General features: G+C 47.6%; 11 protein-coding genes and 1 riboswitch. Of the genes, 3 read left to right on the top strand and 8 right to left on the bottom strand.

Annotated features, from left to right (window positions below):
- The first annotated feature begins 51 nt into the window (after window positions 1–51).
- Together D5I41_RS05685 and D5I41_RS05680 are read left to right on the top strand one after the other, a co-directional pair.
- On the top strand, window positions 52–837 hold the full coding sequence (locus D5I41_RS05685) for a formylglycine-generating enzyme family protein (protein ID WP_119008926.1): 786 nt from the start codon (window positions 52–54) through the stop codon (window positions 835–837).
- A 45-nt stretch (window positions 838–882) separates the two neighbouring features.
- Window positions 883–2,556 (top strand): alkaline phosphatase family protein, encoded by a 1,674-nt coding sequence (locus D5I41_RS05680; RefSeq protein WP_371860089.1) that lies wholly within the window; start codon window positions 883–885, stop codon window positions 2,554–2,556.
- A gap of 72 nt (window positions 2,557–2,628) precedes the next feature.
- On the opposite strand, the gene thiC is transcribed toward D5I41_RS05680, so the two are convergent.
- On the bottom strand, window positions 2,629–4,569 hold the full coding sequence (thiC, locus tag D5I41_RS05675) for a phosphomethylpyrimidine synthase ThiC (protein ID WP_119008924.1): 1,941 nt from the start codon (window positions 4,567–4,569) through the stop codon (window positions 2,629–2,631).
- Between the two features lie 106 nt (window positions 4,570–4,675).
- Window positions 4,676–4,774, bottom strand: a riboswitch (TPP riboswitch).
- 212 nt (window positions 4,775–4,986) lie between these two features.
- Here thiC and D5I41_RS05670 point away from each other — a divergent pair.
- The gene (locus D5I41_RS05670; protein ID WP_119008923.1) at window positions 4,987–5,307 is read left to right on the top strand and encodes a hypothetical protein; all 321 of its coding nucleotides are present in this window, start codon (window positions 4,987–4,989) and stop codon (window positions 5,305–5,307) included.
- 87 nt (window positions 5,308–5,394) lie between these two features.
- Here the strand turns inward: D5I41_RS05670 and D5I41_RS05665 are convergent, their stop codons facing one another.
- Genes D5I41_RS05665 through D5I41_RS05635 form a run of 7 tightly spaced genes read right to left on the bottom strand, consistent with a single transcriptional unit; the run spans window position 5,395 to window position 12,844 of the window.
- Window positions 5,395–6,297 (bottom strand): LysR family transcriptional regulator, encoded by a 903-nt coding sequence (locus D5I41_RS05665; protein ID WP_119008922.1) that lies wholly within the window; start codon window positions 6,295–6,297, stop codon window positions 5,395–5,397.
- A 26-nt stretch (window positions 6,298–6,323) separates the two neighbouring features.
- Window positions 6,324–7,622, bottom strand: a complete 1,299-nt coding sequence (locus tag D5I41_RS05660; RefSeq protein WP_119008921.1) for a BatD family protein — start codon at window positions 7,620–7,622, stop codon at window positions 6,324–6,326.
- Window positions 7,612–9,306 (bottom strand): VWA domain-containing protein, encoded by a 1,695-nt coding sequence (locus tag D5I41_RS05655; protein ID WP_119008920.1) that lies wholly within the window; start codon window positions 9,304–9,306, stop codon window positions 7,612–7,614. Before D5I41_RS05655 ends, D5I41_RS05660 begins: the two co-directional genes overlap by 11 nt.
- A complete protein-coding gene (locus D5I41_RS05650; RefSeq protein WP_119008919.1) occupies window positions 9,299–10,342 on the bottom strand; it encodes a vWA domain-containing protein in 1,044 nt (347 codons plus the stop codon). Before D5I41_RS05650 ends, D5I41_RS05655 begins: the two co-directional genes overlap by 8 nt.
- Window positions 10,335–10,883: a DUF4381 domain-containing protein gene (locus D5I41_RS05645; RefSeq protein ID WP_119008918.1), complete on the bottom strand. Its 549-nt coding sequence runs from the start codon at window positions 10,881–10,883 to the stop codon at window positions 10,335–10,337. The genes D5I41_RS05650 and D5I41_RS05645 overlap by 8 nt, the downstream gene beginning before the upstream one ends.
- Entirely contained in the window at window positions 10,880–11,824 is a 945-nt protein-coding gene (locus D5I41_RS05640) for a DUF58 domain-containing protein (RefSeq protein ID WP_119008917.1), read from the bottom strand. Before D5I41_RS05640 ends, D5I41_RS05645 begins: the two co-directional genes overlap by 4 nt.
- Before the next feature lie 21 nt (window positions 11,825–11,845).
- Window positions 11,846–12,844: an AAA family ATPase gene (locus D5I41_RS05635; RefSeq protein ID WP_119008916.1), complete on the bottom strand. Its 999-nt coding sequence runs from the start codon at window positions 12,842–12,844 to the stop codon at window positions 11,846–11,848.
- Window positions 12,845–12,850 lie beyond the last annotated feature (6 nt).

Genomic DNA, 12,850 nt, shown 5'->3' with positions numbered 1-12,850 from the left:
GAAAATTGAGAATTGTTAAACTAATGTCTCATTTTTTGACAGAGACCAAATATGAACCTGCGCTTGACGACTATTCGCCCTTTATTAGCATGGACGCTAGTGTTAACAATAACAGGATGCTCACTATTTGAACCTCACCCTCTGACCGCTCAGATCGAAGCCGACATGGTATTCGTTGCCGGGGGCGCTTATATCATGGGTTCCGACTCGGATGATGCCAAAGCCTCAGAGCAACCCGCCCACCAAGTGAGTGTGGATAGCTTTTATATCTCTAAGTTCGAGGTCACACAGTCTTTGTTTGAAGAGGTAATGGGCCATTCAAGAAGCTTCTTCAAAGACCCTCAAATCCCAGTCAATAACTTAAGTTGGCAGCAAGCGAACTACTTCATCGACAAACTCAATGAAATCACAGGTCAAAAGTACCGCTTGCCCACTGAGGCCGAGTGGGAATTTGCCGCGCGTGGTGGCAATCAATCTAAGGGCTATACCTATAGTGGTTCAAACAACATCGATGAGGTCGCATGGCATGCAGGCAATGCCAACAATCGAGCACACCGCGTTGGTCAAAAGAAACCTAATGAACTAGGACTGTATGACATGACAGGCAATGTGGGCGAATTCACTATCGATGCCTACGAAGCAACATTTTATCGCAGTTCACCAATACACAATCCAAGTAACGCACAAGATACCGATATTGGACTTGCCCATAAGTCTGTTCGCGGTGGCAGTTTTTCCTATGCCGACAATGAATCTGAAAACTACCGAAGAGACTTTGCTAGCCAGTCTATAATTATGTCGGATATGGGACTGCGCCTTGTTAGAGACGCGCGCTAATTCGTTAAAAGGATGAATAAAACAATGATGAAACGCTACTGTGCGATGAGTTTGATAGGCCTAGGTCTTATCTCCTCTCCTGTATTTTCTGCTGAGGCTAAGCCCAAGCTCGTATTACAGATAACCGTTGATGGACTTCGTGGCGACCTTCTTGAGCGATACAAGCACAATTTTGGTGAAGGCGGCTTCCGTTACCTGATGGATCAGGGGGTCTACTACACCAACGCCCATTATCAACACGGCAATACAGAAACCATTGTCGGCCACGTTTCCCTAGCCACAGGTGCGCCACCATCAGTGCACGGCATGGTGGGTAACGTTTGGTATGACAGAGGTCTTGAACGCCTTATCTACAATGTAGAAGACGGTGACTACAGCATGCTGAGCAGCGGTGCTGGCGTTGACCAATCTACCGAAATCGACCCCACTCAACGCACGGCTAAACAAGATGGGCGATCTCCCTCTCCCATCTTAGTATCGACATTCAGTGACGAGTTAACGATATCAAACAGTGGTCAATCTAAGGTCTTTGGAGTCTCTATTAAGGATCGAGGTGCCATCTCTATGGCTGGACATACCGGCAAGGCATTTTGGTTTTCAAAGGCAACCTCTGAGTTCGTCACTAGTGATTACTACTACGATGCCTATCCCGTGTGGGTTAATAGGTGGAACGAAAAGAACATCCCTGCACAGTACTCCGGCAAGCGATGGGAGCTTGCTCTAGATAGAGATAAATACACCCTTGAAGAACTATCTCAGGAGCAAAAGTTTGATCTAGCGGGATTCAAACGAACGTTTCCCCACCCTTATGGCCCTGCAAGCTATCAATACTACTCAACCATGCTCACGGTTAGCCCTGCAGGTGATGAGATCACTGCAGACTTTGCCAAGGTTTTATTGCAACAAGAGAAGCTAGGCAGTCGCGATGTGACCGATTACCTCTCGGTGAGTTTTTCTTCAAACGATTACGTGTTGCATCTGTATGGTCCGTCAAGCCTAGAGGCTGAGGATAACCTTATTCGCCTAGATAAAACATTGAAGAGCCTGTTTGCAGATATTGACCATCATGTCGGCTTGGACAATACCCTGATTGTATTGTCTGCAGATCATGGAGCACCAGAGGCATCTCCTATCGCGGCGACATTGGGGCTTAAGCGCGCCAATTACTTTGATAAAAAATCATTGCTCACGGACAGCCTTAAGCAACGCCTTAAGTCCGAGTTCGGGGTTGATGAAGAGATCTTTCGACTTTACGCACAGCCTTATGTTTACCTGAATCATGAGCTAATCAAAGAGAAAGGCATCGATCTGGCCAAGTTACAAACCGCCATCGCGCAAGAGGTGATGAAGATTGAGGGCGTCGCCTACGCCGTCACCAGCTCCGATGTGGCTTCCGGGCGTTTGGCTGACACTCATATTAACAAAATGGTCAGCAACAACTACCATCCGAATCGCTCTGGCGATGTGTACTTGGTCTTTGCACCGCGTACCTACATCAATGATATGGACGGATTAACCGTGGCCTCTACGCATGGCTCTCCATGGCGCTATGATACCCATGTCCCGGTTATCTTTGCTGGGCACAAGATCAAGCCTCAAAGGGTTGAGCGCGAAGTCACTCCGTATGACATTGCACCAACACTGTCCAATAGCCTAGGGATCACTCAGCCAAGTGGCACCACAGGGACGGTATTGCGAGAAGTGGTTAGCGAGAAATAGACTTCCGTTAATTGCGAACAACAAATAATAAGGGCTATCCACTTGGATAGCCCTTTGTGTTTCTGTTACTGGTTAATCTGACTGACTGGTTAGCTCCTTGGGATGGTATAGCTCAGCACCCGTATCGAGAAATTCTTGAGATTTTTGACGCATCCCTTCAAGGGGATCATCAAGCATCTTAATATGCAAAGACTGATCCTCGGCGACTTGTTCAATATCCTTGGCATACTCTCGGACCTCTTGCGAGATCTTCATTGAGCAGAACTTAGGGCCACACATAGAGCAAAAATGTGCCACCTTGCCAGATTCTTGAGGCAAGGTTTCATCATGGAAGGCGCGAGCGGTTTCAGGATCAAGAGACAGGTTAAACTGATCCTCCCAGCGGAACTCAAATCGCGCCTTGGATAAGGCATTGTCGCGGATCTGCGCGCCAGGATGCCCCTTTGCAAGGTCGGCAGCATGAGCCGCGAGCTTATAGGTAATCAGCCCCGTTTTGACGTCTTCTTTATTAGGCAAGCCCAAGTGCTCTTTCGGCGTCACGTAACACAGCATGGCGCAGCCGTACCAACCAATCAAAGCGGCTCCGATACCTGAGGTGATGTGGTCATATCCAGGAGCGATGTCAGTGGTGAGGGGCCCTAACGTATAGAAAGGTGCCTCATCACAATGCTCCAGTTGCTCATCCATGTTCTCTTTGATCATATGCATAGGTACATGCCCTGGTCCTTCAATGATCACCTGCACATCATACTCCCACGCTACCTTAGTCAACTCGCCAAGGGTACGCAATTCAGCAAACTGAGCCTCATCATTCGCATCCGCGATAGAGCCCGGACGCAGGCCATCTCCTAAAGACAGCGCCACATCATACTTGGCACAGATTTCACAAATCTCTCTAAAGTGGGTGTAGAGGAAGCTCTCTTGATGGTGAGCCAAGCACCATTTCGCAATGATAGACCCACCTCGAGAAACAATGCCGGTTACTCTTTTTGCCGTCATTGGCACGTAACGCAGTAACAAACCCGCGTGAATGGTGAAGTAATCCACCCCTTGCTCTGCTTGTTCAATCAAGGTATCGCGCATCACCTCCCAATTAAGGTTCTCAGCGATGCCATTTACCTTCTCCAAGGCTTGATACATAGGCACAGTACCAATAGGCACAGGGCTGTTGCGCAAGATCCACTCACGAGTCTCATGGATGTTTCTCCCCGTGGACAGGTCCATTACCGTGTCCGCTCCCCATCGAGTAGACCATACCAACTTTTCTACTTCTTCCTCGATCGAGGAACTTACCGAAGAGTTACCAATATTCGCGTTGACCTTCACCAAGAAGTTACGCCCGATGATCATAGGTTCCGCTTCTGGGTGATTGATGTTTGATGGGATGATAGCCCTGCCCTCAGCGACTTCCTTGCGCACAAACTCTGGTGTGATTTCCTTGGGAAGGTTGGCACCAAAGGCGTGACCTGGGTGTTGATGATTGAGTTGCTCATCGGCAAATTTTTGCCTCCCCATGTTTTCTCTGATGGCAATGTACTCCATCTCAGGGGTGATGATGCCCTGACGCGCATAATGAAGTTGAGTCACACACTGCTTATTAATGGCTCGACGAATTCTAGGAAGGTTACCGTAGCGCAGTTCATCTAGCGTATCGTCTTCAAGGCGAGACTTGGTATATACCGAACTGACATCATCAAGAAGCTCAGTATCGCCTCTTTCTGATATCCACTGCTCTCTTAGTTTTGGAAGGCCCGAGTAAAGATCGATGTGATGCTTGGGGTCTGTGTAGACACCCGAGGTATCATAAACGTGGATAGGCTCATTGGGCTGAAATAGAGGGTTGTCCTTGCTACCACCGATCAAGCTATCTTGTAGCGAGATTTCGCGAACGGGTACCTGCAGATCCTCTCTAGTACCTTGAATGTAGCGTTTGGTGGAGTTGGGGTAAGGCGTTACCGACAATGAGTCGATAAAGTTTTTGGCGTCTAGCCTTGCTTGTTTACGTGTCGACATAGCATTTTTCCTATTGGTTATTAAAAATGCTTGACGGATTTTGATGCAACAAGACAGATCATCGCTCAGATAGAGCTATGATCTGGGGATAGAGATCTGGGGTGTTATGATCTCTACTCTTGTTCCCTTCGCAGGTATTAGCCTGATCAGGTTCAACGGATCCCGAGTTAACGGTCTCAGCCTTATGGCACTCCGACAAGTAGACTGGAGTATATCCCTCATTTAGAAAGAAAAAAAGCAGTGCAATGAGGTGCATACCGCTCATGTACCACTTTATAGGTATAAATGTAAATTTGTGTGAATTTCGTAGACGAAGATGCTTTCTGGGTCTAGCATGCCCCCGATCTTTTCCCTATGTCACAGGCGAGCTGTGCTGGAAAAGTGGTCTTTTGATAATTACTAAGTAGGAATGCATCAATGGATACAACCAAACTATCATTGCTTAAAAGCTCTATCACTACTGACATCGCAAATGGCGAGTTAGGCTGGATCAACAAACACGCTTTACTGCGTGGGGAATCAAGCGTAATTGAGAGTTACCTGACTCAAAAAGCGAGAAAGCTAGCAAGAGAAGAAGCAATTACTGGTACAAATGAAGATATGTTCACCATTTACAAATCCTTCTTTAACCAGTTCACTGAAGCGCAAGAAAACACCCAGTGCACTCCATCGACATATTTAGAACGTATGTCGTCGCTCGTAGGATTCGAAGCGGGTAAACGCTGGCATAGCCTATAACATATAGACTAACGACCCTCTTGGTATTGTTAAGGAGTGATAATACCAAGTGGGCCTTTTATATCATCACACTGGGGTCAACAGACCCTAATCTTTAAAGATCACCTTTGACACTGACTGCACTTGGCTTCGTAACCATTTGTGGCCATTTTCTGTGGTTCTACTTGGATGCCAAAGCATGCAAACATCTTCTGATATATCCAGAAACGGTGCCTCTAAGGTTTGTATCGGGAAATGCGTGGCCATGGTTTCGATGATAGACACTGGGAACAGGGCAAGGTAATCAGTACCACACACCACAGGTAGCACCTCAAGTACACCAGGAGAGCGGTACACAATCCTACGATTATCCAACTCTTTGAAGTGATGCAAGAGCGCACTTCGACTCTTCCAACGAGACACCGCGATATGTCCCTCTGCTAGAAATTGCTCTACGGTAATCTCACCAGAGAGTCTTGGATGACCTTCTCTAGCGATCACCTTGATGCTTTCCCTACCCAGCTTTATTACCTTTAACGATGTCCTTTCCATTGGTCGCATATCAATGACCAAGTCGTATCGCTGCAAACGCAAATCTGACTCATGATCCTCGGTAAACAGAGGGTGTACCTCAAGGTCGATATTAGGCGCTTTGTTTTTTATGGCCGCCAATAGATCCGGCATCAATTGGTAAGCCACAGTGGTTATGCAAGCAATCGAAAAGATACGATGAGAATCTTTTGGGTTAAAGTCTCGTGTTGCAGACAAGGTGGAGGTGAAATTCTTAAACGAGGCAGACAGCGCTGGGTAAATATCAACAGCAAAAGTCGTAGGCGTAACCCCTGTAGGGCTTCTATGGAACAAAGGATCGTCATAAATCTCTCGTAGGCGCTTTAAAGACTTACTTACTGCTGGCTGGCTGACCCCAAGACGATTGGCGGCTTTAGACATACTGCTTTCTTCGTACACAGCGACAAAGAAAGGGATTAAATTAAGCTCAGTACTTTTCATAGGTTCCTATTGTGTTTACCCCTAGGCTAATATCTAGGGCCTTTGTAGCGCTCATTTAACCTCGCCAATTGAGGCAAAGCGAGATAATGCGATTTCCTTTGCTCATTTTTTTGACTAGCCAGTCTTCCTATTTCTCGCCATAGAGAACATCCCTTAATAAAAGAGATCTTTTCGTCTTGAATTTGGTTCGCTAGTATTTGCCAATCAACAGTGCTCGACAATGCATTCAATTGTAAATCACCCGATTGAGAGCGTAATCGAACATACAAACAGGCCCGGATTCGCTGATCATTGCCTAATTTCAATTCTTGAACAAACACCCACCAAGCAGGCTTAGGTTGGCTCTTATAATAGCGTTTTAACGCTAAATAAAACCCAATAACTACAATGAAAACAAAGAGTGTAATCAGTAAGTTATCTTTATAATAGCGCACCCACGAAGAGAAGGTATGGGACACTTTGAAAGACTGCCCCTCAAGTCTCAATTCTCGCAATTCACCTTGCTCTGAATCCCACCAAAATATCGAGTACTCAGGAAAGGTTAGCTCTCCCCCAGTTTGTAGCACATAAACCTCCTCCTCGACGCTCTGTGCTTGATACTGACCTCGATTTTGCGTATCTGACAGCCTCACTGGCTTTGCATATGCTTGATAATTTTTATTTCTATTCACGCTATCGGTAGACATTACCGAAGGTAATAACACCGACAAGGTATCTGTTGCCTCAATACGGATGGTTCGGGTAATGGTATCTCCGGCCTTCAGTTCTTGATTAGACTGTTGCCACTGCTGGTTTATTTCAGCCTTAGGGCTGTTAATCCAAAGCGTTTCTTCCGTCAATAGCCCGCTTGGTAAGCTAGCCGTAAATCGCAATGGTTCGGTGTAGAGGTTACCTTTCACATTCACGCCACTGTCAACAGAGACTTGTACCTGCACCGCAAGTGGTGGGATAACAAACTCGCCGCTCCTTTGCGGATACAAATTAATCTCCCATAACTGTACTGACCAGGTCGCGCCCTTTCGCCTCTCTGCGTAATTAACCGCAAGTTGAGAACGCTGCTTGGCTATGACATCCGGTATTTCAATGCCACCAATGCGAGTCCCGCCCGTAAACCAGCGCGGTGTCGATACTTCTATATACAGGGTGAGCTGCTCGTTGATAGTGACCTGCTCTGGTTGTTCGATATCTTGATTATCATTCAACCAGCTCTTGATCTGCACACCGCCACTGCGTTGCAGCTGCGCTACGTCACTGGCAAAGCTACTCGTCGTAAACGCCATCGACATGAAAGCGCTTAAGATAAGGCGCCAAAGGTTACTTCGCATTACTTGGCTCCTCACTTTGACGATTAAGTAACTCAATTTGAAACTTGGCTCTTAGAAAGAACTTAGGGTCGGACTCCACCTTACGCAGCCACTTATCAGCAAGCTCATCACTACCCAGTATTTCATTGGCATTGAGCGTCTCTTTTAGCATCATTGCTGCCACCGCTTGGTCTTCTGCGCCATCCCCTGTCTGAGGCTTATCACCTAGCTCCATTGAGTCTTCAGGGCCGTCTGTGGTGCCTGCCTGACTCTCACTGAGCCGATTCACCTCATCAACAATGGCCTGCATCGCCTTCAAGTTATGCTCCACATCCGTGGTAAGTTGTTCTGGTAGCTCCCATTTTTCTTGTTTTAGCAGATAGGCGAACAAATCCCTAGCTTTGAGATACTCGCGCTGTCTGGCCAACGCATTGCCCGCATAGAACAGTGACAGGGCTGAGTCTGCATTTAAGAACTGCGCATGAGCCAGTTTAAATTCTCCAGCATAATAATAGGCTATGCCCTTGCGAAGCGGGTCTTGAAAATGAATCGCCGCCTCAAGATAGTCTTGTCGATTAAAGTGCCACTGCCCTTGCTGGTCTGGAGTCAGCCATAGATCGACCCACATTTGAGAAACCTTGTCCCACTGCGTTAGTTCCACGCTTGCCTCTGTGGATTCGGCTTTGTGCATCTCGAGCGACGCATAAGCCTTGTTCACAGGCAAAGCAAGCGTGAGAACACAAAACAGCAGTGCCCATTGAACAAGCCAGCCCTTTCTAAACCAAAACAGTAGCAATAAAGCGATAGGCACTAGCAAGTAATACCCCATGTCTTGCCATGGCATTGCTGACTCATTGTTAAGCTGCATATGACGTTCAATCTTTCGATTTAGTGCGCTAATATCGGTACCATCAATGGAAATCACCTCTATGCTCCCACCGCTTTCACTCGCCAATTGCTTCAGCGAGTTGAGATCCATTGGATTACTGCTTTGCACTTGCTGGTTGCCTGCGGCTAGAACAAGCAGTTGATGACGACTTTGATTAAAGTATTGGGCAAGTGGTTCGAGACTGTTTGGTGTAATACCGTCACTAATAAGAAGTACGGTTCCCGCTTTATCACTAGCCAACTGTTCATCGATAAGCGCTATAATGCTGTCCGCTTTTTTCCCTTCGACAGGCATAATGCTAGGCTCAATGGCCGCCAAGAAAGGAGCAAATACAGAGCTGTCTTTGGTCATTGGCATGGCAAGGTGAGCTGTGCCAGAATACACTACTAGGCCTGTTTGCCCGCCAGCACGAAGTGCTAAGAGATCCTGCACCTTCTGCTTTGAACGCTCTAATCTGCTAGGTGGCAAGTCCTCGTTCAGCATTAAGGGACTGTTATCCAACGCAATCAGTAGTGATGCCTTGTCTTCACCAAAAGGCGATGGTGATCTTTGCCAGGTAGGCCCTGCGCAGACAATAATTGCCAGCAACATAGAGACAAATAGCAATTTTAGAGGCAGTTGCTTTCGCCACCCCATATCGCCGATGGTCAAAGGCTTTCTTAGATGATCTGGTAGCAAGGCTTGCCAACTACCAACGGTCTCATGCTTCCAACGCAGATAGACCACGGCCATTAAAGGAATAAGAGCAAGGAGCCATAGCGGCCTAATAAAATGAAATTGAGTGAACACTTGTTGCCACAAAAGAGAATCAAACATCCGTTTTCTCCTTCGTCGTCTCATTGGTATTCGTTGTCGCCATTCGTTTCACTGTACTGACCATGAAGGCCAGCAAATACAGGACAACCACCAGCATAATTGGGTAGGCGTGCACGCTGGTTTTAGGGCGATAGGTCGAGCTTTCATAGAGTTGAGGCTCTAACTCTCCAATCTCTTCATAAGCTCGGGTCAGTGCTTCTCTATCTAGAGCCTCAAATGCCTCACCACCTGTCTCTGACGCAATACGCGAAATGGTGTTCATATCCAAGGCCTGTTCACCCACAGTGGCAGGATCGCCAATGGCAATCACATGGATCTTCACCCCCTTTGCATTAGCAACCTTAGCGGCATCGATTGGCTCAACGAAGCTTCCCGTATCATTGCCGTCGGTCAGCACAATCGCGACCTTTTCACGTGCGCCTTCTCCGCGAGTTTCGGCACTGTTTTCAAACACCTTGATAGCCAAGCCTATAGCATCACCAAGATAGGTACTCGCTCCTGCCATCCCAACATCAGTTTGCTGAAGCAGATTAAGCCATACCGTTTGGTCTGCTGTAAACGGTGTTTGAATGAAGGCCGCATCGCCAAATAAGATAAGCCCTAATCGATCGCCTTTTCTTGATTCGACGAAGGTTTCGAGTACCTCTTTTACCGCATCCAACCTAGAGATTTTGTCACCACTTTGCGAAGTGAAGTCTTGCTCAGCCATAGAGCCAGACAAATCCACCACCACCATCACATCACGCCCTAAGCGTTCACGTATTTGAGGCTCGCCGAGAATCGTCGGTTTACATAAGGCAAAGATCACTAAACACCATGACATCACCAAAATGCATCGCTGCCATAAGGACGGACGCAGTTGGCTGGCACCCTCGTTCGGCAACTCCCCTAGAGCCTTAAGCAAGACGCCAAAAAAAGGGACCTTTATGGCAGATTGCTTAGTACGATAGGCCGGAATGAGCCAGTGCACCAGTAGTGGTAAAGGCAGAGCCAATAACCAATAGGGGTGCAAAAGCTCCAGAGAAGAATCAAGCATCGCTCATCTCCCCTTGTGCATTTTTAGCTAGAGCAAGGTGCTGTTTCACCCACACTTGACTATCAGCAATCAAGGCCAAGAGTTCCGTCTTATCAAGGGCGTTTTGCTTTACAAGCAATGATTGAGGCCAATGCGACCATTTACTGGCGAATACATCAAGCCTAGGTTCGCTCTGAGCATCAAGAGATTGCAAAAAAGGCTGCCCATATAACGGTCGTGTTTGTGGATCAACCGCCGACAACACTGTCTTCAAAACGCGATACACATCTTGAGAGATCTGCTGACGATAGACTTTATCTGTTTCCTGTGCGGTTTTGCACGCCTGTAACATCATATCCAGGCTGGCTACGGCCTCACGTCGATATCGGTTGCTCCACCAACGCTGTAAGCTTTTATAGGACCAAACGATAGCGCAGGCCAATGCAATGACAGCAACGACTCTCCAGCCAATGGTTTGCGGCATCCAACTGACTGACGGTGCCACAGCAACCTCGACAATATCACGCAACATATAGCTTTGCGGTGGCGTATGTATCGTCATCGATGTGCTCCCATACCACGCTTAAATTGCTCTAGATGATTGCCGGATGTATCTAGATGAATCAAAGGTAGCCCTTTTGCTGCCATCAAACGTACCAGCTGACTCTTTTTGAGCTCTTGATGTTGCTTTAATCCGAGATTAGCTTGCTTGAGCTTTGACGATTCACTGATATTCAGCTGATGGGTACCGTCTCCCATCACCCAATTAGAGCGTGCAGGAAGTTCTTCTTCTAACTCGTCAGAGATCAATACCGTAAGCACATCATTATGCTCCTGAAGCTGTTGCAGCCTATCAACATCAGACTCTTTTGCCCCATGCCAATCACTGAGCACTATGACGGTAGAGCCTTTGGTTGCGACGCGGGTAATGACCGACATCAACTGTCCAAATGATGCCGACTCACTATCTTGAGAGGAAACATTAAGGGACTGATTGGCTTCGGCAAGACAATTTAGTCGATGTAACAAATGGGAGCGGCTGCGCTGCGGTTTATACCAATCAATGCTATTGGGCTTTGCCATAACAAAGCCCACTCGATCACTGTCCTTAAGCACTCGCCAAGCGCTCAAAGCAGCAACCTCAGCAGCGACGACGGATTTCATTACCTCGATAGAGGAAAAGAACAGACTAGAGCGCTGATCAACACACAAAATAACGTTGCGATCTTTTTCTTCTGTGTAGGCTCGTACGTGCGGCTTACCTGTGCGCATTGTGACTTTCCAATCAAGGTTGCGAATATCATCGCCATTTTGATAGTGACGCAGCTCTTCAAAATTTAATCCTCGGCCACGAAACAGGGATTGGTGGCGGCCAGACAAAATAGTGCCCGCCTTCAATTGGGGTAAAAAGGAGAAAGAGCTCACCTGCCCCTGCAGTTGAACTAAGCGGGCATATTGACAATAGATTCGAGCATCACCGGCTTCACGTTGAGCTGATTTCATAGCGTTACCTCCGCAAAGCAACTAGCCGATGGCTACGGTATCAAGAAGCTCATCGATTACCTGCTTCGCAGAAATCCCTTCTGCCAATGCGTCATAACTTTGAGTATGTCGGTGCCCAAGTACGCCATGAGCGACAGCTCGAACGTCATCTGGCTGCACGTACTCTCTGCCTTTGAGCCAAGCATAGGCTCTTGAGCATTTATCCAGTGCTATGGTTGCGCGAGGGCTTGAGCCGACTTGAATCCAGCGAGAGAGATTTGATTCAGGGTAGCGATTAGGGTGACGCGTCGCCATGACAAGGGCAACGATATAACGCTCTGCGATCTCCGACACCTCAACTTTAGCAATTTCTTCTCTTGCCTTAAGCACGTGCACTGGATCGATCGAGGTTATGTTCTGTTGCTGTGATTGAGTGTTGCTTGAGGTCTCTTCAGAGCGTACCAAGCGCATGATGTCCATCTCTGCATCATCGTCGGGATAATCCACCGTTACCTTTAAGATAAAGCGGTCCATTTGCGCCTCAGGCAAAGGGTAGGTCCCTTCTTGCTCGATGGGGTTTTGTGTCGCTAATACCATGAACAGATCAGGCAGTTGATGCGTCTCGTCACCCACAGTAATGGTGCCCTCTGCCATTGCTTCTAAAAGCGCTGCCTGTACCTTAGCGGGTGCGCGGTTAATTTCATCCGCCAGCACAATACTATTGAAGATGGGGCCTGGCTGAAAGTGCAGTTGTGGCTTGCTGTTGCCCGAACCATCAGCAACGTCTTGATAGACCTCTGTACCAGTGACGTCCGAGGGCAACAGATCGGGGGTAAACTGAATACGGCCAAAGGATGAGAGCAGTGCATCCGCTAGTGCCTTTACAGAGCGGGTTTTTGCGGTTCCCGGAAGCCCCTCTAGCAATACATGACCATTAGTTAGTAGACCTAACACTAAAGATTCAACAACGTGTCGCTGCCCAACAACAGACTGCTCTACCTGAGAGACTAACGCTGAAACCGCTTCTTGTGACGCACTCATAATTCA

Origin of the sequence: Vibrio superstes, assembly GCF_003569005.1 — a bacterium.
Classification (GTDB): domain Bacteria; phylum Pseudomonadota; class Gammaproteobacteria; order Enterobacterales; family Vibrionaceae; genus Vibrio; species Vibrio superstes.
Note: the sequence above shows the minus strand (reverse complement) of the source record. Positions and strands in the feature narration are given on the sequence as shown.